This is a genomic window from Nonomuraea sp. C10 (assembly GCF_008017515.1).
GTDB lineage: Bacteria > Actinomycetota > Actinomycetes > Streptosporangiales > Streptosporangiaceae > Nonomuraea > Nonomuraea ferruginea.
In genome coordinates this window covers 6,649,096-6,671,864 of sequence record NZ_VPFF01000001.1, presented here as the reverse complement: position 1 = coordinate 6,671,864, position 22,769 = coordinate 6,649,096, and the positions used below count along the sequence as shown (strand labels likewise).

At 73.2% G+C, this 22,769-nt stretch carries 18 protein-coding genes; 6 read left to right on the top strand and 12 right to left on the bottom strand.

The window, feature by feature from the left end; translation table 11 throughout:
- Positions 1 to 11: 11 nt before the first annotated feature.
- The 3 genes from FR742_RS44785 to FR742_RS30580 are packed head-to-tail and all read right to left on the bottom strand — an operon-like array spanning position 12 to position 8,848.
- Positions 12 to 7,256 (bottom strand): tetratricopeptide repeat protein, encoded by a 7,245-nt coding sequence (locus FR742_RS44785; RefSeq protein WP_187281372.1) that lies wholly within the window; start codon positions 7,254 to 7,256, stop codon positions 12 to 14.
- A 41-nt stretch (positions 7,257 to 7,297) separates the two neighbouring features.
- Positions 7,298 to 7,924 carry a LysE family translocator gene (locus FR742_RS30585; RefSeq protein ID WP_148034145.1) on the bottom strand — a complete coding sequence of 209 codons (627 nt, stop codon included), beginning with the start codon at positions 7,922 to 7,924 and terminating at the stop codon, positions 7,298 to 7,300.
- Between the two features lie 30 nt (positions 7,925 to 7,954).
- Entirely contained in the window at positions 7,955 to 8,848 is an 894-nt protein-coding gene (locus FR742_RS30580) for a LysR family transcriptional regulator (RefSeq protein WP_148034144.1), read from the bottom strand.
- Between the two features lie 103 nt (positions 8,849 to 8,951).
- Between FR742_RS30580 and FR742_RS30575 the strand changes: the two genes are divergently transcribed.
- Positions 8,952 to 9,482 carry a cysteine dioxygenase family protein gene (locus FR742_RS30575; RefSeq protein ID WP_148034143.1) on the top strand — a complete coding sequence of 177 codons (531 nt, stop codon included), beginning with the start codon at positions 8,952 to 8,954 and terminating at the stop codon, positions 9,480 to 9,482.
- On the opposite strand, the gene FR742_RS30570 is transcribed toward FR742_RS30575, so the two are convergent.
- Together FR742_RS30570 and FR742_RS30565 are read right to left on the bottom strand one after the other, a co-directional pair.
- Complete coding sequence (locus FR742_RS30570) at positions 9,473 to 10,123, bottom strand: alpha/beta fold hydrolase (RefSeq protein ID WP_148034142.1); 651 nt, start codon at positions 10,121 to 10,123, stop codon at positions 9,473 to 9,475. The genes FR742_RS30575 and FR742_RS30570 overlap by 10 nt on opposite strands.
- The gene (locus tag FR742_RS30565; protein ID WP_148034141.1) at positions 10,123 to 10,608 is read right to left on the bottom strand and encodes a pyridoxamine 5'-phosphate oxidase family protein; all 486 of its coding nucleotides are present in this window, start codon (positions 10,606 to 10,608) and stop codon (positions 10,123 to 10,125) included. The genes FR742_RS30570 and FR742_RS30565 overlap by 1 nt, the downstream gene beginning before the upstream one ends.
- A 67-nt stretch (positions 10,609 to 10,675) precedes the next feature.
- Here FR742_RS30565 and FR742_RS30560 point away from each other — a divergent pair, with 67 nt between their 5' ends.
- Both FR742_RS30560 and FR742_RS30555 read left to right on the top strand, forming a co-directional pair.
- Positions 10,676 to 11,302 (top strand): helix-turn-helix domain-containing protein, encoded by a 627-nt coding sequence (locus FR742_RS30560; RefSeq protein WP_148034140.1) that lies wholly within the window; start codon positions 10,676 to 10,678, stop codon positions 11,300 to 11,302.
- Positions 11,303 to 11,341: 39 nt separating this feature from the next.
- Complete coding sequence (locus FR742_RS30555; RefSeq protein ID WP_148034139.1) at positions 11,342 to 11,842, top strand: pyridoxamine 5'-phosphate oxidase family protein; 501 nt, start codon at positions 11,342 to 11,344, stop codon at positions 11,840 to 11,842.
- Here FR742_RS30555 and FR742_RS30550 read toward each other — a convergent pair whose 3' ends face one another.
- Positions 11,843 to 13,183, bottom strand: coding sequence for a M20/M25/M40 family metallo-hydrolase (locus FR742_RS30550; RefSeq protein WP_148034138.1), 1,341 nt, complete (start codon positions 13,181 to 13,183; stop codon positions 11,843 to 11,845). It abuts the gene before it with no gap.
- Between the two features lie 233 nt (positions 13,184 to 13,416).
- Between FR742_RS30550 and FR742_RS30545 the strand changes: the two genes are divergently transcribed.
- Together FR742_RS30545 and ald are read left to right on the top strand one after the other, a co-directional pair.
- Positions 13,417 to 14,802, top strand: a complete 1,386-nt coding sequence (locus FR742_RS30545) for an aspartate aminotransferase family protein (RefSeq protein ID WP_148034137.1) — start codon at positions 13,417 to 13,419, stop codon at positions 14,800 to 14,802.
- A gap of 65 nt (positions 14,803 to 14,867) precedes the next feature.
- Positions 14,868 to 15,983 (top strand): alanine dehydrogenase, encoded by a 1,116-nt coding sequence (gene ald, locus FR742_RS30540; protein ID WP_148034136.1) that lies wholly within the window; start codon positions 14,868 to 14,870, stop codon positions 15,981 to 15,983.
- Here ald and FR742_RS30535 read toward each other — a convergent pair.
- From FR742_RS30535 to FR742_RS30515, 5 genes are all read right to left on the bottom strand, one after another.
- Entirely contained in the window at positions 15,980 to 17,407 is a 1,428-nt protein-coding gene (locus tag FR742_RS30535; RefSeq protein WP_148034135.1) for a tetratricopeptide repeat protein, read from the bottom strand. The genes ald and FR742_RS30535 overlap by 4 nt on opposite strands.
- A 53-nt stretch (positions 17,408 to 17,460) precedes the next feature.
- Positions 17,461 to 18,327 (bottom strand): sulfite exporter TauE/SafE family protein, encoded by an 867-nt coding sequence (locus tag FR742_RS30530; RefSeq protein ID WP_148034134.1) that lies wholly within the window; start codon positions 18,325 to 18,327, stop codon positions 17,461 to 17,463.
- A 137-nt stretch (positions 18,328 to 18,464) separates the two neighbouring features.
- Positions 18,465 to 18,857 carry a VOC family protein gene (locus FR742_RS30525; RefSeq protein WP_148034133.1) on the bottom strand — a complete coding sequence of 131 codons (393 nt, stop codon included), beginning with the start codon at positions 18,855 to 18,857 and terminating at the stop codon, positions 18,465 to 18,467.
- Between the two features lie 21 nt (positions 18,858 to 18,878).
- Positions 18,879 to 19,526, bottom strand: a complete 648-nt coding sequence (locus tag FR742_RS30520) for a response regulator transcription factor (RefSeq protein WP_148034132.1) — start codon at positions 19,524 to 19,526, stop codon at positions 18,879 to 18,881.
- Entirely contained in the window at positions 19,523 to 20,635 is a 1,113-nt protein-coding gene (locus FR742_RS30515) for a sensor histidine kinase (protein ID WP_148034131.1), read from the bottom strand. Before FR742_RS30515 ends, FR742_RS30520 begins: the two co-directional genes overlap by 4 nt.
- 95 nt (positions 20,636 to 20,730) lie before the next feature.
- On the opposite strand from FR742_RS30515, the gene ggt reads away from it, so the two are divergent.
- Positions 20,731 to 22,467 carry a gamma-glutamyltransferase gene (ggt, locus tag FR742_RS30510; protein WP_148034130.1) on the top strand — a complete coding sequence of 579 codons (1,737 nt, stop codon included), beginning with the start codon at positions 20,731 to 20,733 and terminating at the stop codon, positions 22,465 to 22,467.
- A gap of 73 nt (positions 22,468 to 22,540) precedes the next feature.
- Here ggt and FR742_RS44780 read toward each other — a convergent pair whose 3' ends face one another.
- Positions 22,541 to 22,717, bottom strand: coding sequence for a hypothetical protein (locus FR742_RS44780; protein WP_187281371.1), 177 nt, complete (start codon positions 22,715 to 22,717; stop codon positions 22,541 to 22,543).
- Positions 22,718 to 22,769 lie beyond the last annotated feature (52 nt).

Sequence of the window (22,769 nt, the reverse complement as noted above, 5' to 3'; positions counted from 1 at the left end):
TCAACCACCGGTCAGCGGGGCCGGAACCAGCGAAGGTTGATGAGGTCGTGCTCCACCAGCGCGACCTCCCCGGCCCGCCCGGCCCGCTCGTTCAACCCCAGCCGCGCCCGCAGCACGTCCCGATGCATCTCGACCAATTCCTCGTCGTACCCGCCGTCCCCGTACCTGTAGCCACCGTCGCGGTCGTCGTCGTCGCCGCCGTCGCCGCCGTCGCCGCCGTCGCCGCCGTCACCGCCGTCACCGCCGTCGCCTTCGGCGTCGAGCAGCTCGCGCAGTCGCGCGTCCGCGGAGCGCAGTGCCGCGTCGGCGGCCTCGTCGCGCCCCAGCCGCAGTTCGCACAGGCCGAGCTGGTAGTGGGCGACCGCGCTCAGGTAGCCGTCCCGGATCACCCGCGTGCCCCGGTGCAGCACCGCGCTCGCCTCCGGCGCCCGGCCCGCCGCCAGCAGCGCGTCGCCCAGCATGAGCATCGCCCTGGCCAGATGGCCGCCCAGCACAGGGTTGCCCGGCGCGTACCGCTCCAGCGCCGTCACCGCCTCACGCAACGGCGCCACCTCGTCCTCGTACCGCTCCTGCGACGACAGCGCCGCCGCCAGCGACAGGTTGGCGCCCGCCCGCCCGGCGTGCACGCTCTCGGCGCCCACCCCCGCCGCGATCAGCCCGTCGTACAGCCTGATCGCCTCCCGAGCCCTGGCCTCCGCCCGCGGCCCGTCGTCCAGGTGCAGCATGGTGAGCAGCTCCGCGCTCTGCGCGAGCGAGTCCGCGAGCACCGCCCGGTACGTGAGATCGTCAGGAGCCCGCCTGGCGTCCACGATCAGCTCCTCCACCAGCGGAGCCGCCTCGCCCAGCGCGCCGCGCATCAGGTGGCAGCGGACCAGCCGCTGCTTGGCCAGCGCCTGCTTGAGCCGGGCCGCCGGGGATCCGGCGTACCCGTCGACGGCGAGCGCCGCGTACTCCACCGCCTCACCGGCCCGCCCGTCCGCCAGCATGTCGTCCACGATCACCACCGCCACCTCGGCCTCCGCCAGCCGCCGGGCAGCGGTACGGGGCAGCCGCCGGTACTGGTTGACCGCCTCCACGAGATGGGCGAGCGACTCCCGCTTCCTGCCCATCCGGCGCAGCACCAGCCCGCGCACCTCGTCCGCCCTGGCCCGCGCCGCCGGGTGGCCCTCCGGCAGCCGCTCCTGCTCGGCCACCGACCAGGCGACCGCCTCCAGCGCGGCCTGCGGCCGGTCCAGCGCGGCCAGCGCCGCACCCAGGCACGAGTACGCCATGGCGGCGACGCCGGGCTCGTCCAGCTCGTCGCACAGGTCGGCGGCCCGCTCCAGATGGGCCAGCGCCTCCACCGGACGGCGCGCGCCCAGCAGCGCGTCACCGTAGAGCGTCAGCGTCCTGGCCAGCGCCGCCTTCTCCGGCGTACCGGCCAGCAGGTGGGCGGCCTGCTCCAGGGTGGCGAGCACCGGACGGGCCAGCTCGTGCTCGATCCCGGCCAGCGCGGCGAGCGCGACCCCCAGCCGCGCCCGGTGACGGGCATCGGCCGCCGCCAGCCCCTGGAACACCCGCACCGCCGCCTCGGCCGCCGCCGCCTCGCCGGTCAGCGCCGCGTACCGCGCCAGGCAGTCGCCGAGCGACGCGTGCAGCTCCCGGCCGGCGCGGACCGGCACCTCGCGCGTGAACGCCTCGGCGAACGCGGTCATCGGCCCCAGCAGATCCACCTCGCCCGCCCCGTCCAGATGGTCGGCGAGATCGTCCAGCAGAACCCGCAGCGCGTCCGGCGGCGGCAACGGCCTGACCTCCAGCGCCCGCGCCAGGAACGGCGCCGGATCCTGCTGCAGCTCACCGAGCGCCAGCAGGGCGAGCAGGTGCGTGGCGGCCGGCTCCGGCGCGAGCGGCCCGTGGTCGTCCAGCAGCCCGGCGATCAGCGTGGTACCCCGCACCAGGTCCAGCCCCGCCCGCTCGTCGTCGTCCAACCGCACCCGGCACAGCCCCCGCAGTTGCAGGCACGTCCCGGCCAGCAACCGCCTGGGCACCGTCGCCTCCTCCGGCAACGCCTCGACCGCCCCGCCGGCGGCCTCCAGCGCGCCGCCGAAGTCCCCCCGCGCGAACCGCGCCCCGGCCAGCAGTCGCAACGCGACAGCGCGCCCCAGCGGCTCCCGCACCAGCTCCGCCGCCCGCCCGGCCGCCTCCTCCGCCTCCTCCCACCGCTCCAGCCCGGTCCAAGCACAGGCGACCAGCAGCACCCGCTCCGCCGCCCCCTCGTCCGCGTCCACCGCCGCCACCAGATGCGGCAACGCCTCCTCGAACCGCCCCGCCCCCAGCAACCCCCGCCCCAGAGCCGCCTCGACCTTCCCCCACAACCGCACGTCATCCCCGCGCCGCCGGCGATCCTCGTCCTCTCCTCGCGCGCGGAGGCCCTCCTCCCACACCGGTCCCGGACGCGCGCGGTCACCCTGCTGCCGGGCGCCTTCCCCCCGGTGCCCGAGCAGCAACCCGGCAGCCCGCGAGGCGAGCACCACCGCGTCCCGCGCCCGCCCGGCTCCCGCCCACACCCACGCCAGATGCGCCTGAGCGTCAGCGAGCGGGCCGACGTCCGTCCCCCCTCCCGCCACGAGAACCGCCAACGCCTCCTCGGCCCGCTCCACACTCTCCCCACTCCGCACCGCCACCCCAACCAGCGACAACCCCTCCACGAAGCGCCTGTCATAGGCCCCGCGAAGTGCAAATTCAAAGCCCTCTTCGGGCGTCCCGTGAGGTGTTGGTTCGGGGTTATGGGCGGGTGTCTCGTGAGGTGTTGGTCTGGGTTTATCGGCGGGTGTCTCGCGGGGTGTTGGTTTGAGGTTTTCGGCGGGTGTCCCGTGAGGTAGTGGTTTGGGGTTTTCGGCGGGTGTCCCGCGAAGTGTCGGCCCGTAGTCCTCTGCAGGTGTCGCGTGTCGTGCTTGTCGGAAGTCCTCCGCAGGTGGCCTGTTTCTGGCCCGTCCGTCCTCGGCTGCTCCGTACGGTGCCTGCGAGGAGTCCGCCGCCGATGCCTGCCCGTCGTCGGCGATCGCCCGGTGACGCGTCCGTACGGAGTCTGTGGGGAATTCCTCGTCCGGGAGCACAGGTTCGGCGAGTGGCAGGGCACGGCCCAGGAGCGCGCGCGAGCGGCGGACCCATCCCGCCACATCCCGCCGCAGTCGATCCTCGTCGCCCAGTTCCCGCAGCAACCCGGCCGCCGACTCGAACTGCGCCAGCCCGTCGGCGGGCCGATCCAGCTCCACCAGGCACATCCCGAGCAGCCGCCGGCATCCAGCCAACAACCGGTCATGGCCGTCACCGAGCCCGTCGGCCACCCACACGGCCTCCCGCAGCGAGTCCAGCGCCTCCTCAGGCAACCGGCGGAGCAGCAGGTACTCGCCCAGGTCCCGCAGCCGCTCGGCCAGTTCCCGCCCGTGCCGCCCCGGTTCCAGGACGGTCAGCGCCCGCAGGTTCTCCACCGCCTCCCCGGCACTCCGCACCGCGGCCTGGAGATCCCCCCGTTCCCCGTGCACCCGCGACACCAGCCCGGCCGCCCCGGCCAGCACCGCACGCAACCCCGGCTCCTCCGCCGCGATCCCGCGCAGCCGCACGACCGCCTCACCGGCGACCACCACGGCCGCCTCTCCCCGCCCTCGCCGGTCCAGCCGCGACCCCAGCCGGTCGAGCCGCCGGCACACCTCCAGATCGGTGACCGCCACCCCCCGCACGGCCTCGACGACCTCCACCGCCAGCCCGGCCCCCAGCCCGACCAGCCGCTCCTCGTCCAACTCATCCAGCGGCCCCAGCACCCCACCCCCCACCAACGCCCACCCCTCACGAGAGCCAGGCGCGGAACCCCCGTCACCCCCCGGACGCACCCCTCCATACGGCGAGGAACCACCCGACAAGCCCTCCCCACCCACGGGCGGTGCATCCTCCCCCACACCCAACGGCACACCAGCCCTTCGAGCACTCACGTACGGTGCGCCATCGTCCAGATACACCCCCGCAGCCCTCCCGTACGGCGGAGGGCCACTCGGTGAGACACCTTCACGCACCCCCGGAGTTCCGTCGTCTGGCGGGGGACCGGTCGGTGGGGCGCCTTCACGTACCCCTGGAGTTCCTCCGTACGACGGGGTACCGGTTGGTGGGGCACCTTCGCGCACCCCCGGAGTTCCGTCGTATGGCGGGAGATCGGTCGGGGCACCTTCACGAACCCCAGGAGCTCTGTCGTATGGCGAGGGACCGTTCGGTGGGGCGCCTTCACGTACCCCCGCAGCTTCTCCGTACGACGGGGTTTCGTAGGAAAGGCCGGGAGAGACCCCGCCCGGGTCAGGCAGCACGGAGAGGACCGCTTCCATGTCCCCGGCCAGCAATACATCCCCGCCCGCGGCCAGGAACGCCGACACCGCCTCCCGCAGCCGCCCCGTCCCCGCCAGCGCGCACGCCAGGTTGTACTGTGCCCGCTCCGCGTGCGCCGCGTACCGCGGATCCTCCTCCACCAGGATCCTGAACCGCGCCGCAGCCTCCCGCGCGGGCCTGACCGCGAGCTCCGGCACCCCCGACAGCAGCAGGCACGCCGCCTGGTTGAACAGCGCCTCCGCCTGCCCCTCCGCCTGCTCGTACGGGGGAGCGGCCGCGAAGATCTCGGCCGCCTCACCCGCCGCGGCCACCGCCTCAGGCAGCCTCCCCGCCGCCGCCAGCCAGGCCGACGCCGTGGACAGCGCCGTGGCGACGTCGGCCCGTTTCCCGCCCCTGAGCCGCTCCACCAGCATCTCGGCCAGCGTCACCCTCAGCGCCCGCACCCCGGGATGCCCCGCCTGCCACGGCGGCAACGCCGCCACCGCCCCGGCCACCTCCGGCTCATCCCGCAACAGTCGGAGCACCGCGTTGAGCCGGTCGCCGAGCTGCTCGCCCGGCCCCAAGGCGGCCTCGCACAACATCCTGTCCAGCCGGTGCACGACCAGCGACCGCAGCGCGACCCGTACCCGCCCGTGATCCGCGCAGACCCGCAGCACGTCGAGCATCCGCGCCAGGTGCGCCGCCGTCCGCCCCGGATGATCGTGTACGACGGTCACCAGCGACTCCAGCCCCGCCGTCTCCTCCAGCACCTGCCCGACCACCACGTCAGGCACATCGATCACCAGCCCGCCGGACAGCCCCTGCCCATCAGAGGCAGGCCGCCGGCTGGAGAACCACCCACCCCGCACGTCGGGGACCCGGCTGCCCTGCGCGTCAGGGGTCTGCTGCTGGGCGAGCCGCTCGCTCTGTACGGCGGGAACCTGCTGTTCGGAGGGCCGCTCGTTCTGTACGGCGGAGGCCTGTTGCTCGGGGGGCCACCCGCTCTGTACGGCGGGCACCCGCTGTTCGGAGGGCCGCCCACCCCGCACGTCCGGCGGGAACAGCCCGGCGACCCACGCCGCGACCTCGGCCCTCCGGCCCTCCTCCAGGCCGGGTACGACGGACAGCAGCGCCCGCAGTTCCCTCGGCGACGGCGCGAACAGCATGGCCACCGCCACCGCCGCGCCCGCCACGCCGTCGTCCGGCGCTCCCGGCGACGCCGACCACCGCTCGCGTTCGCGGTTCAGGAAGCGGTGGACCAGCTCGTTGCCGGGTCCCGCCTCATGGCCGCGCACCCGCATGAGGGCCGCCAGATGGACCCGCAGCGGGACCGCGTACAAGGGGTCGTCGAGCGGAAACGGGCGGATCCGGTCGAGTCCATCACCTGCCCCGGGCCGCGTGGCGAAGGCGCGGATAGCGGCGGCTGCGTGTCCGGCGCGCTCCGGAAGGGTCAGGGGGTGGTCCTCCAGGCGGACGGTCGCGCGGATGAGGCGCTTGAGACGGCCGCCGGCGGCGGTGTCCAGCCGACGCCACCAGGCGGCCGGAGGCGGGGCGGCACCCACGGAGGTACGGGCCACCAGCAGGAGACGGATACGCGGGTTGTGCCGGTGGGCGGCCAGGCCGCGCACCAGCTCGGCCACCAGGGCGGCCGACGGCTCGGGGAAGTCGAGCACGAGCAGGGTGGGCCGCGACGCGTCGAGCCGGACGGCGGGATCCGACAGCGGTCCCACGAGTGCCGTCGCCGGCAGGAGCCCGGCGTCCCACCCGGCCGCCGACAGCTCCGCGCACAGCTCCACCGCCAGCCTGCTCTTCCCGGACCCGCCCGGCCCGGTGATCAGCGCGGCCGACAGCGGCTCGGGCCCGGCGGCCCAGTTCCGCAGCGCCGTCAGCTCCGCCTTCCTGCCGACGAACGGCACCACCGCGTGCCGCGCCACCGGCAACGACCAGTCCGGGCAGTCCTCCGGAGGCTCTCCCGTGGCGGGTTCCAGCAGGTCGGGGAGCAGGACGACCCGCTCGTCCCCGGACACGTCCTCCAGCAGCCCCGACGCGGGAAGGGCGTCACCTTCCACCCACGCGCGAAAGGCGTCGTCCAGGAGCAGCGCCTCCACCGGTACGACATCCGCGTGCCCGTCCTCGTACCAGGAGACGACCACCCCCACGAGCTGACCCGTCGGCTCCGCCAAGAGGGCCGCGCCCGAGAAACCGAGCCTGGAGGCACCCGGCGGCGAGCCGGAGAACTCGACCCCCAGAGAAGCGGGCACCGCCCCGGCACCGGCGGCCGCCACCACCGAAACCAGCGGCTCATCCCGCGAATCCGCTCGGGCGAAACCCCGGACGACGCACCGCACCCCATCCCCGGTCACCCGCCCCCACCGAACCGGCCCCAAGGACCCCTCCCAGGGCACCTCCGAAACGTCCGACCCCGACGGGTCCGGCGAGCCGGGATCCCCTCCGCCCCCGCCCGCTCCCCGTGCTGGGGACGGCCGGGCCGCGCCACCACTCCCTCCAGGCGCCCCACCCACCGAAAGCCGGGACGGGCCCGACGAGCCGGGGTTCCGCCCGGACGGGGCCGGTGAGGGTGCCGGTGAGGCGGTGGGGACCTCAGGGATGTGGAGCAGGGCCGCGGCGAGGGGGCCGTGGCCGTGCCAGACAGGCTGGGCCCGGGTCCAGGGGCCGGTGCCGCGTACGTGGCAAGGAGCGGCGGGGTCGATCACCTGGGCGGAGGTCAGGATCAGGCCGGGGGCGACCACGTACCCGGAGCCGGTCACGCCCGTGAGGTCGTCGTGGCCGGAGTGCACCTGGACGACCCGCTCTGAGGCGACGCGTGCGGATCCGGAGTCGCGTGGTGGCCTGTCCATGGCGCCGTGTCCTGGAATGCCCTGCCCGGCGTCGATGTCGCCCCGGCTCAGGGAGAATTCCGCCACCCGCTCACTATCGCACTACGGCACCGAAATTTCCGGGCTTGTCAGGCCTTCTCACCTGTGAGCCAGGCCGCCAGCCCCAAGTAGACCAGCCCACTGCCGATGTCGATCCGCCGCCGGGCCCGCACCGAGCGCCGCACGCGGGTGGCCAGCGCCGACGACAGCAGCGCGTACGTGCCGTCGGAGGCCATGCCGAGCGCCATCCAGAGCAAGCCGAGCACCAGCATCTGCGGCGCGACCGCCCCTGCGGCGGGGTCGGCGAACTGCGGCAGGAACGCCATGAAGAAGATCGCGGTCTTCGGGTTGAGCACGTTGACCACGAACCCCTCCCAGAACATCCGCCGCTTGGACTGCTCCGGCAGCTCGACCATCTCCTCCGCGGTTCCCCGGGCCAGCAGCTTGCGGAGCCCGAGCCAGACGAGGTAGGCGACGCCCGCGTACTTGACGATCGTGAAGGCGGTCGCCGACGCGGCGAGCAGGGCGCTGACGCCGAGGGCGGCGGCGACCACGTGGACCACCGACCCGGCGTGCACGCCGAGGACCGAGACCAGCCCCGCCGCCCGGCCCTGGGCGACGCTGCGCGTGACGATGAAGATCACCGCCGGGCCCGGCACGAGCAGAATCGCCAGGGTGGCCGCGCAGAAGAGGGCAAGTGTGGAGAGATCCGGCATGCCGTCATCCTATGGAGCCCGTCAACGGGGTTAAAGGCTGTCGCGCAGGGCCGCGACCAGCACCTCGGTGGCCGACGGGTGCGGCGGGTGGCCGTAGACGGCGGCGAACACGTGCCGGGTGGAGCCCGGGACGCGGCGCGCGGTCACGTCCGGATGGCGGTGCGCGCGCAGCGCGAGCGCCGGCAGCACGGTGACGCCTATCCCGGCGGCCACCAGCGCCTGCACGGCCACGATGTCGTCGCTGGTGAACGAGATCCGCGGCTCGAACCCCGCCTTGTCGCACAGGTCGAACAGATGGCTCCGGCACCGGTCACACCCGGCGATCCACGCCGCGTCCGCGAAAACTCCCAGATCGGCCTCATCGGACTCCGGCGAACCGGCCTCCACGAACCCCGGCCCCGGGGTGATCAGGTAGCTCGGCTCGTCCCACAGGTGGATCAGCTGGAGCCCGGGAGCCTCCGGCGCCGTGTCGTCGTACCGGAACATGACCGCGACGTCCACCCGCCCGGCCCGCAGCAGCCGCAGCGCCTCCGGCGGCTCGGTCTCGGTGAGTTCGAGCCGCAGCCCCGGGTGCGACTTCCGCAGCAGGGCAGCCGCCTCGGGGATGAACGTGCCGAGCGCCGAGGGGAACGCCGCCAGCCGCACCCGCCCCGTCTGCAGCCCGACGTGCGCGGCCAGCTCCTCGGCGGCGGCGTCGAGCCGTCCGACGATGTCGCTCGCCCGCTCGGCCAGCAGCCTGCCGGCCTCGGTCAGCCGGATGCCGCGCCCGGCCCGCTGGATCAGCTTGGCGCCGGTCTCGGCCTCCAGCCGGGCGAGGTGGTGGCTGACGGACGGCTGCGCGTAGTGCAGCTCCCGTGCGGCCGCGGTGAGCGAGCCGGTACGGGCGACCGCGAGCAGGACGCGGAGCCGGGTGACATCCAGCATTCATCAATCGTATCTATAGGTCGGCTCGAATACTTCTGTTGGACCTATCGATGGTCGGCGCGAGACCGTAGGAAGAGGAAGCCGCACGACCTCGGGAGGATGCATGGACACCGTCACGACCGTACGGCCCGGCCTGGCCGAGCTGGTGGCGGGCGTCGGCGCGCTGACCGCGCGCCGCCTTCCCGCCCGCGACACCGCACTCGCCGTCGCTGACCTGATGCGCGACCGGCTGCCGAGCCTGGACATCCTGACCGCACAGGAGCGGCTGGGCTCGCCCGAGACGTACGTGTCATGGCCCCTGCACGCGCAGGACGACTTCTCGATCGTGGCCGTGGTCTGGCGGCCCGGCCAGGAGACCGCCATCCACGACCACATCTCTTGGTGCGCGTTCGCCGTGCTCAGCGGCAACGAGCACGAGACCCTCTACCGGGACGAGGGCGACCATCTGGTGGAGATCGGCCGCGCCGACAACCGGCCGGGCGACGTCAGCGGCTTCGCCCCGCCCGGCGACATCCACCTGGTGCGCAACACCAGCTCCGAGACGGGGGTGTCGATCCACGTGTACGGGGCCGACATCGGCAGGCTGGGCAGCAGCGTCCGCCGCGTGTACGAGCTGCCGGTCGTTCAGAGGTAGCCGGCGAGCCGGTCGGCCAGCTCCTCCGGCCGCGACAGCATGACGCTGTGGCTGCCGCCGATCTCGTCCGGTTCGATGCCCAGCCGCTCGCGCACCATCGGCCGGACGAACTCGGGCGGGAACCACCGGTCGTCGCGGCAGAGCAGGTAGCGGGTCGGCACGTCCGGCCACCTGTCCAGCGGCCACGGCTCCACGAGCGCCTTCTCGGCGTGCCCCCGCCCGTGCCGCAGCGCCTCGGCCGCGAGGTCGGCGGGCACGTCGTGCATGAACAGCGCGACCGGGTCGTCGATGTCCTTGTCGCCGAAACCGCTGTTCGCCCACCAGTCGGCGGGCGGCTCACCGGGCGCCGGCACCATGCCCGCCAGCAGCACCAGCAGGTCGGCCTTCGCCCGGTCGCAGACGATCGGGGCGACGAACCCGCCCCATGAGTGCGCCACGACGACGAGGCCGTCCAGGTGCCCGACGGACTTCCGCACCTCGGCGATCACATGGTCGGCGTGGTCGGTGAGCCCGGCGTCCGGATCGTCCAGCGGCAGGTCCACGGCCACCGTGCGGTGCCCCCGCCCGCGCAGGCAGGTCTCCAGCGGGCGCCACGGCCAGGAGGTGCCGCCGCCCCCGTGGATCAGCGCGAACGTCGCCATCACGCCCCCGTGGGCATCTGGCCGGGCAGGCGGGTCTGGAAGTCCAGCACCCCGGCCCACGTAGGCCGGACGGCGATGCGGGCCATGCGGACTCCCGGCCGGTCGGCCTCGGCCACGTTCCTGGCGCCCTGCTCGGGGCCCGCGTAGCGGTGGTGGGCGAGCGCGTACTCCGGCACGATGCCGTCGACGTCGGTCACCTCGGCCCGGCCGCGGATGAGCAGCACCTCCGGCGGGGTGGCCGTGGTGTCGATGGTGATGGCGACCTCGGGCCTGGCCCGCAGCGCGTTGATCTTGACCGCGCCGGCGAACGTGGCCATGACGACCTCCTCGCCGTTCCAGTGGAACAGCGTCGGGTAGACGCGTGGCGTCCCGTCGGCGGCGACGTACGCCACCCGGGCGAGTTCCTTCGAGACGAGCAGCCTGCGTGCGGTCGGATGCTCCAATAGCCGGACATCTCCCTGTGGAAGGGTGTCCAGAGCGTTCATGTCATGGCTCCAATCACGTGTTGGTCCTAAACTAGGACTAACACGTACGAATTCGCAAGGATTTTCGATGCGAACCTACGACGACCCCTGCGGCGTCGCCCGTGCCCTCGACCACGTCGGGGAGCGGTGGGCGCTGCTGATCGTGCGCGAGCTGCTGCTGGGCCCCAAACGCTTCACCGACCTGCGCGCCGGCCTGCCCGGCGCGAGCCAGAACGTGCTCTCCCAGCGGCTGCGCGAGCTGGAGGAGTCCGGCGTGCTGCGCCGCCGCAAGCTGCCGCCGCCCGCCGCGAGCCGGGTGTACGAGCTGACGGAACGGGGGAGCGAGCTGGAGCCGGTGGTGCTGGCGCTGGCCCAGTGGGGCAGCCGGATGCCGCTGACCTCGACCGGGCCGCTGAGCGTCGACGCGCTCCTGTACGCCCTGAAGTCGACGTTCGACCCCGGGGCGGCGGACGGCTTCGAGGGCAGCGTCGAGCTGCGGCTCGGCGAGGAGAGCATCCTGGCGACGGTCTCGGCCGGGCAGCTCACCTTCGCCAGGGACGGCGCGGGAGGAGACGCCGTGCTGCGCGCCGACGCCGAGACGATCAGGAGCGTGGTGTTCGCCGGCCGGAACCTGGAAGAGTCCGAGGTGGAGGGGGACCGGCAGGTGGCCGAGCGGTTCGTCACCCTCTTCCCGCGCCCGCCGACGAATTTCTGACGTCCGCCGGGTCCACTCCTCGCGAAGGAGGAACCACCCATGAACCCGATCACCGAGCTCGACACCCGCTTCAGCGCGGGCGGCGCCGCCGCCACCACCTGGGAGGAGGCCGCCGAGCTGCTGGAACGCGCCGAGGTCTGGTGGCTGTCGACCGTACGCCGCGACGGCCGCCCGCACGTCACGCCCTTGCTGGCCGTCTGGCAGGACGGCGCGCTCCACTTCTGCACCGGCCCGGAGGAGCAGAAGGCCAGAAACCTGGAGGCCAACCGGCAGGTCGCGCTCACCACCGGCGCCAACACCCTGAGACAGGGCCTGGACCTGGTCGTGGAGGGCGTAGCCGAGCAGGTCGCCGACGAGGGCAGGCTGAAGGCGCTGGCGGACGCCTGGGAGGCGAAGTACGGCCCCGACTGGCACTTCGACGTCCACGACGGGGCCTTCCACAACAGCGCGGGCGGGCGGGCCCTGGTGTTCGAGGTCGCCCCCGCGCGAGCCTTCGGCTTCCGCAAGGGCGACTACGCGCAGACCCGCTGGCGCTTCTGACTACGGCTGCGCCAGCTCCTGGAGGAAGAGCGCCTCGGTGGTCACCACCCGGCGCAGCTCCTCCAGGTCGACCCGCTCGTTCGGCGCGTGGCAGGCGGCGTCCTCGTCCTCGGCGCCGAACAGCAGGATCTCCGCCGCGGGGAACTGCTTGAGCAGCGTGTTGACCAGCGGGATCGAGCCGCCCGCCCCCACGTCGCGCGGCGGCCGGCCGAAGGCCCGCTCCATCGCCCTGTTGAGCGCGGCGCGCGCCGTGCCGCCCGAGTCGGCCTGGAAGCCCGAGCCGACCGTGAGGTCGCCGAACGACACCCGCACGCCCCACGGCGCCACCTGCTGCAAGAACTCCACCACCGCGTTGACCGTGGTCTTCGGGTCGCCCGCCGGCGGCACCCGCACCGTCACCCTGGCCCGCGCCACCGGCTGCACGGCGTTGACCGCACCCGAGACCGACGGCACGTCGAGCCCGGTCACGGTGATCGCGTACGAGGCCCACAGCCGGTCGGCCAGCGAGCCGGAGCCGACCAGCGACACGCCGTCGGCCACGCCCGCGGTCTTGCGGAACTCCTCCTCCGTCGGCCCCTGACCCAGGAAGCTGCCACGGGGCAGGCCGGGCACCCGGACGTCGCCGTTCTCGTCGTGCAGCGCGGCGCACATGCGCATCAGCGCCGCCAGCGCGTCAGGAGCGGCGCCGCCGAACGAGCCGCTGTGGAGCGGCTCGCGGAGCGTGCGCACCTCCATGGTGAAGGCCGCCATGCCGCGCAGCGAGGTCGTCACCGCCGGGTCGCCGACGCGCGGGTTGCCGGTGTCGGCCACCACCACCGCGTCGGCCCGCAGCAGGTCGGGGTTGCGCTCGACGAACGCCTCCAGCCGCTCGCCGGCGTATTCCTCCTGGCCCTCGATGATGACCTTGACGCCGACCGGGAAGCGGCCCTGGAAGACGCGGAGCGCGGCGACGTGCGACATGACGCCGGACTTGTCGTCGGCCACGCCGCGGCCGTACAGCTTGCCGTCGATCAGCGTGGGCTCGAACGGCGGCGTGCGCCAGGAGGCCGGGTCGCCCGCGGGCTGCACGTCGTAGTGGGCGTACAGCAGGACGGTCGGCGCGCCGGGCGGCGCGGGAGCCTCGGCGAACACGGCGGGAAAGCTGTTGTCGACCGGGACGCGCTGCACGCGCGGCAGGCCGGTGCTGCGCAGCAGCTCCTCCACCGCCGCCGCGGCGGCGTGCACGGGCTCCTCGGGGTGGCCGGGGAAGGCGACCGACGGGATGGCGGCCAGCCGCTTGAGCTCCTCGACGGTCTGCGGCATCGCAGCCGCAACGGCGCTCTCGATCTGCTCAGGAGTCACGGGACGGTCCCCCGGGGGTCTTCTCGGTGGTCGGGCGTTCCATTGGATCACACCGTCGCTCACAGCAGGTGAAAGGGTGTGACCACTGCGCCAGGGTACCTGCGGATTTCGTAGTTGTTACCGAAAAGTTCTGCGGATCTCGGTTCACGTCACTGGAGTAGCGACGCAATCCCTTGGCAAAGTGGCTGGTGAGGTTGCACACTGGTGTGCAGATCGAACGAGGGAAGATACACATGACGCAGCCGGAACACGACGTCCTGAAGGCCGCGCAGGACAACCTGTGGTTGCACTTCACCAGGCACAGCTCCTACCAGAAGTCCGAGGTGCCCACCATCGTCCGCGGTGAGGGCTCCTACATCTACGACATCCACGGCAAGCGCTACCTCGACGGTCTGGCGGGGCTCTTCGTCGTCCAGGTGGGCCACGGACGCGGCGAGCTGGCCGAGGCCGCCGCCAAGCAGGCGCAGGAGCTGGCGTTCTTCCCGCTCTGGTCGTACGCGCACCCCAAGGCCGCGGAGCTGGCCCAGCGCCTGGCGAGCCTGACGCCCGGCGACCTCAACCGCGTGTTCTTCACCACCAGCGGCAGCGAGGCCGTCGAGAGCGCGTGGAAGCTCGCCAAGCAGTACTACAAGCTCATCGGCAAGCCGCTCAAGCACAAGGTCATCAGCCGCCAGATCGCCTACCACGGCACCACGCAGGGCGCCCTGTCGATCACCGGCATCCCGGCGTTCAAGCAGATGTTCGAGCCGCTCGTGCCCGGTTCCGTGCGGGTGCCGAACACCAACCACTACCGCGCCGACGAGACCACCGGCGTCCCCGGCATGACGCCCGAGGAGTACGGCTACTGGGCGGCCGAGCGGGTGGCCCGCGCCATCGAGATGGAGGGCCCCGACACGGTGGCCGCCGTCTTCGCCGAGCCGGTGCAGAACGCCGGCGGCTGCTTCCCGCCACCGCCCGGCTACTGGCAGCGGCTGCGCGAGATCTGCGACGAGTACGACGTGCTGCTCGTCTCCGACGAGGTCATCTGCGCCTTCGGCCGCCTCGGCACCATGTTCGGCGGCGAGAAGTTCGACTACGTCCCCGACATCATCACCTGCGCCAAGGGCATGACCAGCGGCTACTCGCCGATCGGCGCGATGATCGCGCACGACCGCCTGTTCGAGCCGTTCAAGAACGGCGACGAGATCTTCGCCCACGGCTACACCTTCGGCGGCCACCCCGTCTCGGCCGCCGTGGCGCTGGCCAACCTCGACATCTTCGAGCGCGAGGACCTGCTCGGCCACGTCACCAGGAACGAGCCGCTGTTCAGGGCTACGCTGGAGAGCCTGAAGGACGACCTGCCCATCGTCGGAGACGTCCGCGGCTCCGGCTACTTCTGGGGCATCGAGCTGGTCAAGGACCGTGACACCAAGGAGACGTTCAACGCCGAGGAGTCCGAGCGGCTGCTGCGCGGGTTCCTGTCGCAGGCGCTGTTCGACGCCGGCCTCTACTGCCGTGCCGACGACCGCGGCGACCCCGTCATCCAGCTCGCGCCGCCGTTGATCGCCGGGCCGCAGGAGTTCGAGGAGATCGGCGGAATTCTACGAAGTGTGCTGAAGGAGGCGTGGGCGCGCCTCTGATCGACAAAATATCCGGTACGGGATCCCGTACCGGATATTTTTTTCTCCGAAAGGACAGACAGCCCATGAAGATCGGCGTACCTGCCGAGGTCAAGAACCACGAATACCGCGTCGCCGCCACCCCGGCCGGGGTGCACGAGCTGGTCGAGCGCGGCCACGACGTGACCGTCCAGCGCGGCGCGGGCGAGGGCTCGCACATCACCGACGAGGAGTATCTCGCCGCCGGGGCGAAGATCCGCGACAGCGCCGACCAGGTGTGGGCCGAGGCCGACCTGGTGCTCAAGGTCAAGGAGCCGATCGCCGAGGAGTACCACCGGCTGCGCGAGGGCTTGGTGATCTTCACCTACCTGCACCTGGCCGCCTCACGACCGTGCACCGACGCGCTGCTGGCCGCCCGCACCACCGCCATCGCGTACGAGACCGTGCAGGTCAACGGGGCGCTGCCGCTGCTAGCGCCCATGTCGGAGGTGGCGGGCAGGCTGGCGCCGCAGGTGGGCGCGTACAACCTGATGCGGTTCAACGGCGGCCGCGGCGTGCTGCCCGGCGGCGTGCCGGGCGTGGCCCCCGCGAAGATCGTCGTCATCGGCGGCGGCGTCTCCGGGCTGAACGCCGCGCAGATCGCCGTCGGCATGGGCGCGGACGTCACCGTGCTCGACACCAACGTCGACCGGCTGCGCTTCATCGACGCCGTCTACCAGGGCAGGCTCAAGACGCTGGTGTCGACCGCGTACGCGATCGAGCGGGAGGTCCTGGCCGCCGACCTGGTCATCGGCGCGGTGCTCATCCCCGGCGCGAAGGCCCCGACGCTGGTCACCAACGAGCTGGTCGCCCGCATGAAGCCGGGCTCGGTGCTCGTCGACATCGCCATCGACCAGGGCGGCTGCTTCGCCGACTCGCGGCCGACGACGCACGCCGAGCCCACCTACCGGGTGCACGGCTCGGTCTTCTACTGCGTGGCCAACATGCCGGGCTCGGTGCCCAACACCTCGACCTACGCGCTCACCAACGCTACGCTCCCGTACGCGCTCAAGCTGGCCGACCTGGGCTGGAAGGACGCGCTCAAGGAGGACGCGGGCCTCGCGGGCGGCCTCAACACCCACGACGGCGCCCTCACCAACGAGCCCGTCGCCCAGGCCCTGCACCTGCCGCACACCAAAGTCGCCGACGTCCTGGCGGCCTAGAACCCGGGCATGCGGGCGTCGGCGCCGTCACGGGCGGCGCCGGACAGCCCGAGCCTGCCGCGCAGCTCGCGCGCCGTCGACAGCACGTGGGCGACCTCCACCGGGCTGGGCCACGGGGCGCTGCCCGGGCGCAGCAGCGTGCCGCGCACCGACGCGAGGTGCTCGACCGCGCTCGCGTGCAGCCCGCTCCGCGCCACCAGCCAGGCGATCACCTCGCCGTGGTCGAGCAGCGGCCTCGTCACCAGGTCCCAGGTGCCGAGGATCTCGTTCAGCTCCGCCACCTCAAGGGCCACGCCGCCACGGCGATCGGTCGCCAGCGCCGCCAGCTCGGCCCTGGCGGCCAGCTCCGGCTCGGCCGTCCGGTCCCAGACGGGCGGCGGCGGGTCGGTCAGCCACTCCTCGGCCTCGGCGCCCCGGCCCGCCGCCGACAGCAGCCCGGCCAGCTCCAGCGCCGCCCGGTGGTGGCCGGCCAGCGCCGCCTGCCGGAACCAGTGGCGGCCGCCCTTCAGGTCGCCGAACTCGGCGATCAGCAGCAGCCCGAAGTTGAACGCCGACTCCGGGTCTCCGGCCGCCGCGCCCCTGCCGAACCAGTGGCTGGCGCCCTTCGCGTCGCCCAGCTCCACGCAGACGAACCCGGCCATCCGCTGGCCCTCCAGCCGCCCCGCGTACGCCGCCTGCTCGTACCAGCCCCTGGCGGTGCGCAGGTCGCGGCGCGACAGCGCGATGGCGCCGAGCTGGACCGCCGCGCCGGGATGCTCGCTCTTGGCGGCCAGCCGGTAGTAGGCCTCGGCGCCCTCCGGGTCGCGCCCGGCCTGCAGGAGCAGGCCCAGGCAGTAGGCCGCGCCGGCATGACCGGCCCGGCAGGCGGTCTCCCACCAGCGCACGGTCTCGGCGTCCTCGCCCGCCGAGTAGGCCAGGAAACCCAGGTCGTGCGCGGACGCGGCGTCGCCGCCCGCCGCCGCCTGCCGGTGCCAGTCACGCGCCGCCACGAGCTCGCCGGTGTCTTCGCAGATCAGCGCCAGCCTGCGCGCCGCCGTCCGGCTGCCCGCCTGGGCCGCGCGCTCGAACCAGATCCTGGCCCTGCCGGGGTCGCCGCGCTGCTCCTGCAGCAGCGTCGCCAGGTTGACCGCCGCCTCGGCGTCACCCGCCGCCGCCGCGCGCTCGTACCAGCCGAGCGCCTCGTCGAGCGTGCCGTGCTTCTCGTGCCACAGGCCCAGGTTGTAGGCGCTGTCGACGTTCCCGGCCCCGGCCGCGGACTCCCACCAGTGGCGGGCCGCGCCGCGGTCGCCGCGCTGGGCGTAGAGCCTGCCGAGCCGGTGCGCGGCCTGGGCATCGCCCCGCTGCGCGGCCATCAGCAGCTCCGCCTCGTCACCCACGCGCGGCGCCGGGACGGCCGGCCTCGTCGCATCACCTTGCCAGAGCATGCCAGAAGGGTGGCATGTGATCGCCTGATTGCGAACCGTAATCGCCGAGCGGCTCAGGAGAACTTGATTATCCCGGTGAACATGCCCATGCCGCAGGCGTAGCGGAGCGTGCCCGGCGGCTGCGGCGGCAGCCGCACGGTCGCGGGCAGCGCCAGGTCCCGCCCGGCGAACGCCACGGTCTCCGTGCAGCCCCGGTCGACCAGCTTGAACACCACCTCGACCGGCACCCCGGCGGGTGCCTCCACCGCCGCCGGACGGTAGCCGTCGCGCAGCGCCCAGATGGTCACGACAGGGCTCCGCGCGCCGGTCGTGGTCGCGGTCGCGGGCAGCCAGCCCCCGAGGTTGACGCCCGTGCCGACCGTCCACAGCCCCGCCGCGATCGCCAGCACCGCCGCCGCCCTCGCCAGTCTCGTACGGGTGACGCGCCGCAGCAGCCAGCCCAGCAGCGCCAGCGCGGGCGCGGTGCCGAGCACGAACCCGGCCATCACCGCGGCCCCCGACAGCGCCGAGCCGCTGGTGATCGCGACCAGCTCCATGCCGATCGTCACCCCGCACGGCACCAGGATCGTGGCGGCCCCGAGCAGCGGCGGGCCCAGCCCGCCGAACGCGCGGCGCGGCGGCTGGCAACCGGGGCGGCGGTAGAGCCTGACCGCGAACGCGATCACCATGAGGCCCGCCGCCACCAGCAGCACCGCCCGCGCCTGCGGCGGCGGCTTCACCGCCGAGCCCGCGAGCCCGAGCAGCGCGCCCGCCGCCGTGTAGGACAGCAGCCGGCCCGTCAGGAACCACCCCAGCACCACCCGGTCGCGCTCCCCGGTCAGCCCGACGAGCAGGCCTCCCTGCACGGCCGTGCACGACGCTGTCCCCGCCACCAGACCGGCGACGAGACCACTGCCGAACAGGGCCGCCGCCTGCATCATCGTCCCCTCCGCCGAAGGTCTCCTCCGAACGTAACGGCCCGTGCCCGGACGCGGCCAGTGACAGTTCTTTCACCCTCCGTGCCGTTTACCTCCTTTGCTTCCGTTCACGGGACGCCCCGAGCCCCTGGCGAGCGTGTTCACCTTTGGTCCGTGAGGGTTGGGAAGACGCAGAACTCGTTGCCCTCGGGGTCGGCCAGCACCGTCCACTCCTCGCGCCGGTCGAGCACGGCGGCCCCGAGCCCGGCGAGCCGCTCGACCTCGGCCTCCCGGTCCTCGGACTGAAGGTCGAGATGGAGGCGGTTCTTGCCCGCCTTGCGCTCCGGGACTCGCTGGAACCACAGGCGCGGAGGGCCGCCCTCCACCAGGACCGTGGGGTCGTCCTCGGGGTCGTCGATCCCCTGGGCGCGCAGCCTGGCCAGCTCGGCGTCGTCGTACGGCGCCACCGCGTAGCCGTCGAGCGCGGCGGCCCAGAACCGGGCGAGGGAGGCGGGGTGCGCGCAGTCGACCACCACGTCACGCAGTCCGGCCATCGGGTGGCCTCCTCCCGGGGTTCAGAGCCAGCCCGGTTTCACCAGGCCGGACTCGTACGCGATCACCACCAGCTGCGCCCGATCCCGGGCGTGCAGTTTCATCATCGCGCGGCTCACATGCGTCTTGGCCGTGGCCGGCGACATGAACAGCTTCGCCGCGATCTCGTCGTTGGTCATGCCGCCGCCGACCAGGGTGAGCACCTCGCGCTCGCGGTCGGTGAGCTGGTCCAGGTTCTCGGCGGCCAGCGGTTCCTTGGCGCGCGACGCGTACTCGGCGATCAGGCGGCGGGTCACGCTCGGCGACAGGAGCGCCTCGCCGGCCGCGACCACCCGCACCGCCTGGATGAGCTCGGCCGGCTCGGTGTCCTTGACCAGGAACCCGCTGGCCCCGCCGCGCAACGCCTCGAAGACGTACTCGTCCAGCTCGAACGTGGTCAGGATGATGATGTGCGGCCCCTCCGGCATCTGCCGGGTGGCGGTGAGCCCGTCCATGCCCGGCATGCGGATGTCCATGAGCACCACGTCGGGCCCGTGCTCGCGGGCCAGCCGGATGGCCTCCGCGCCGTCGGCCGCCTCGGCGACCACGCCCATGTCGGGCTGGGCGTCGAGCAGGGCCTTGAAGCCCGCCCGCACCAGCGCCTGGTCGTCGGCGAGCAACACCTTGATCATGCTTTCTCCTCGGGAAGGGGCAGGCGGGCCGTGACCCGGAAGCCGCGGCCTGATGGACCGGCCGCCAGCGTCCCGCCCAGCGCGACGGCCCGCTCGCGCATGCCGGGGATGCCGTTGCCGCTGCCCTCTCCGGCCAGCACGGGGGGTGTGGTGGAGCCGCCGTCGGTGACCTCGATGACCAGCTCGCGGGCCCCGTACGCGAGCAGGACCGTCACCGCCGCGCCGGGGGCGTGCCTGGCGGCGTTGGTGAGCGACTCCTGGACGATCCGGTAGGCGGCCCGCTCGACCTGCGGCGGCAGCGCGCGCGAGCCGGTGCGTTCCAGCTTCACGTCCAGGCCGGAGCGCTCGATCAGCTCGTCCAGGCGGTCGAGCCCGGCGGTGGGGGAGCGGGGCGCGCCCTCGCGCAGCACGTTCAGCACCGAGCGCATCTCGCCGAGCACCTCCTTGGAGGCGGTCTTGATCGTGGCCAGCGCGGTGCGTGCCTGCTGGGGGTTGTCGTCGATGAGGTGCAGCGCGGTCGAGGCCTGCACGTGGATGAGCGAGATGTTGTGCGCCAGCACGTCGTGCAGCTCCTGGGCCATGGTCAGCCGCTCCTCGCTGGCCTGCCGCCTGTTCTCCTCCTCGGCCGCCCGCTGCTGCTGGGCGCGCCGCTCCCTGACGATCCTGGTCAGCTCCGCCACCACCATGAGGAGCAGGACGAACGCGGTCACCGCCAGGTCGTGGAAGAGCCCCGTCGGCTCGCCCGACCGGATGTAGCCGTAGGTGATGAAGACCGCGATGCTCACCCCGGCCATCACCCATGCCTTGACCCGCTGCCCCAGGGTGACGAGGGAGAACAGCAGGATGATCGGCGACAGGTAGACGGGCCCGTACGGGTATCCGGACCAGGTGTAGGCGTAGGTGGCCGCGAGCGCGGCGACCGCGGTCCCGACCGGATAGCGCCGCCGGAGCAGCACGCCCACCGGCCCCACCAGCAGCAGCGCGACCGCCAGCCAGTCCAGCGGCTCGCGGAAGTCGCGCTGCCCCCAGTACGCGCCGTACGAGAGCACGAGCTGGGCGGCCGCCACCACCAGCGCGTTGTACGGGTCCAGCACTGACTTCTTGCGCACGACCACCACGCTAGGCCCGGGTGCCGGCCGGCGCATCCCCCGGGTGTCGCAGGGGGCCCTACCGCCCGGGGCGTACCTAGGTCATCGTGGAGTCCATGCGCCACGTGATCGTTCCCGCAGCAGCAGTCCTCGTCACCCTGGCCCCCGCCGCCCCGGCGTTGGCCGGACCACATCACCAACCGCAGAAGGTCCCGGTCGCCGAGGGGTACGGAGGCGCGGTCGCGACCGTCGACCTCGACGCCTCCAAGGCGGCCGTCGACGTGCTCAAGAGAGGCGGCAACGCCGTCGACGCCGCCGTGGCCGCCGGCGCGGTGCTGGGCGTCACCGAGCCCTACTCCGCCGGTCTGGCCGGCGGCGGCTTCATCGTCTACTACGACGCCCAGCGCCGGAAGGTGCACACCATCGACGGCCGCGAGGCCGCGCCCCGGGCCATGACCGCCACCTCGCTGGAGGGCATCCCCTTCGAGGAGGCGGTCACCAGCGGCCTGTCGGCCGGCGTGCCTGGCGCGGTCGCGCAGTGGGACCTGGCCTTACGCCGGTTCGGCACGATGTCGCTGAAGCAGGCGCTCCAGCCGGCCGTCACGGTCGCGTCCAGGGGATTCGTGGTCGACCAGACGTTCCACGACCAGACCGCGCAGAACGCCGCCCGCTTCAAGGACTTCACCTCCACGGCGAAGCTCTACCTGCCGAACGGCGCGCCGCCGCCCGTCGGCTCCGTCTTCAGGAACCCCGAGCTGGCCGCCACCTACCGCGAGCTGGGCCGGCGCGGCACCGGCTGGCTGTACGGGGGAGAGCTCGGCAAGGAGGTCGTGGCCACGGTCAAGCGTCCGCCGGTCGCCCCCGGAGCCACCAGGGACGTCAGGCCCGGCTTGATGGAGCTGCGCGACCTGCGCGACTACCGCGCGCTGCTGCGCGAGCCGACCAGGTCCGGCTACAAGGGCCTGACGGTGTACGGCATGGCGCCGCCGTCGTCGGGCGGCTCGACCGTGGGGGAGGCGCTCAACATCCTCGACGCGCTGCCCGAAACCGGGGTGCACGAGTATCTGGAGGCGTCCAGGCTGGCCTTCGCCGACCGCAACGCCTACGTCGGCGACGTGCCTGGCGTGCCGCTGAAGGAGCTGCTGTCCGACGGCTTCGCCAAGGAACGCGCCTGCCTGGTCGGCGACCGCGCCATCGCGCACCCGGCCGCTCCCGGCAGCCCCGACGGCTCGTACGAGACCTGCCCGGCGCCGCAGGGCACCGCCGCGGAGACCACGGCCGAGGGCCCGGAGACCACGCACCTGGTGGTGGCCGACCGGTGGGGCAACGTGGTCGCGTACAACCTGACGATCGAGTCCACCGGAGGCAACGGCATCGTGGTGCCTGGCCGCGGCTTCCTGCTCAACAACGAGCTGACCGACTTCACCTTCGGCCCGGCGCCGGGCGACCCGAACCTGCCCGCCCCCGGCAAGCGGCCGCGCTCGTCGATGGCGCCGACGCTCGTGTTCGACCACGGCAGGCCGGTGATGGCGCTCGGCTCTCCGGGCGGTTCCACGATCATCACGACCGTGCTGCAGATCCTGGTCAACCGGTACGAGTTCGGCATGTCGCTGCCCGAGGCGCTGGCCGCGCCCAGGGCGACGCAGCGCAACACCGCGCAGACGCAGGCCGAGCAGGGCTTCCTCGACCGCTACGAGCAGGAGCTGGAGGCCAGGGGCCACGACCTGGTGCTGAACCCGGAGATCGGCGCGGCCACCGCGCTGGAGTTCCTCCGCGGGGACCGCGTCCAGGCGGTCGCCGAGCCGTCCAGGCGCGGCGGCGGCAGCGCTCTCGTGGTGCGTCAGCGCCACTGATCAGAGGGCCCGGGGCATGACGAAAACCCGCCACGGTCCGTGGCGGGTGGCCCCCCGTGACGTGAAGGGAGGTCTACCGCAGCAGGAGGAACGCCGCCACACCGATGACGGCGACGACGACGACCACCGCGATGATCGGCAGAACCGGCGACTTCTTGGCAGCGGAGGCGGCAGACTCCTGCTCGGACCGCTGCGCGAACGCGCGGAACTGCTGGGTGTTGCCCGCGGGATCGATATGCTGGTCAGACATGGCCAGCAGCCTAGCGTGATCGCCTGCCGCATTTGCGCGTTTTATCGCCTTC

Coding starts and splice junctions, on each gene's coding strand:
- FR742_RS30585 (WP_148034145.1), bottom strand. CDS start 7,924: ATGCCGGATCTCTCCACACTTGCCCTCTTCTGCGCGGCCACCCTGGCG.
- FR742_RS30580 (WP_148034144.1), bottom strand. CDS start 8,848: ATGCTGGATGTCACCCGGCTCCGCGTCCTGCTCGCGGTCGCCCGTACC.
- FR742_RS30575 (WP_148034143.1), top strand. CDS start 8,952: ATGGACACCGTCACGACCGTACGGCCCGGCCTGGCCGAGCTGGTGGCG.
- FR742_RS30570 (WP_148034142.1), bottom strand. CDS start 10,123: ATGGCGACGTTCGCGCTGATCCACGGGGGCGGCGGCACCTCCTGGCCG.
- FR742_RS30565 (WP_148034141.1), bottom strand. CDS start 10,608: ATGAACGCTCTGGACACCCTTCCACAGGGAGATGTCCGGCTATTGGAG.
- FR742_RS30560 (WP_148034140.1), top strand. CDS start 10,676: ATGCGAACCTACGACGACCCCTGCGGCGTCGCCCGTGCCCTCGACCAC.
- FR742_RS30555 (WP_148034139.1), top strand. CDS start 11,342: ATGAACCCGATCACCGAGCTCGACACCCGCTTCAGCGCGGGCGGCGCC.
- FR742_RS30545 (WP_148034137.1), top strand. CDS start 13,417: ATGACGCAGCCGGAACACGACGTCCTGAAGGCCGCGCAGGACAACCTG.
- ald (WP_148034136.1), top strand. CDS start 14,868: ATGAAGATCGGCGTACCTGCCGAGGTCAAGAACCACGAATACCGCGTC.
- FR742_RS30535 (WP_148034135.1), bottom strand. CDS start 17,407: ATGCTCTGGCAAGGTGATGCGACGAGGCCGGCCGTCCCGGCGCCGCGC.
- FR742_RS30530 (WP_148034134.1), bottom strand. CDS start 18,327: ATGATGCAGGCGGCGGCCCTGTTCGGCAGTGGTCTCGTCGCCGGTCTG.
- FR742_RS30525 (WP_148034133.1), bottom strand. CDS start 18,857: ATGGCCGGACTGCGTGACGTGGTGGTCGACTGCGCGCACCCCGCCTCC.
- FR742_RS30520 (WP_148034132.1), bottom strand. CDS start 19,526: ATGATCAAGGTGTTGCTCGCCGACGACCAGGCGCTGGTGCGGGCGGGC.
- ggt (WP_148034130.1), top strand. CDS start 20,731: ATGCGCCACGTGATCGTTCCCGCAGCAGCAGTCCTCGTCACCCTGGCC.
- FR742_RS44780 (WP_187281371.1), bottom strand. CDS start 22,717: ATGTCTGACCAGCATATCGATCCCGCGGGCAACACCCAGCAGTTCCGC.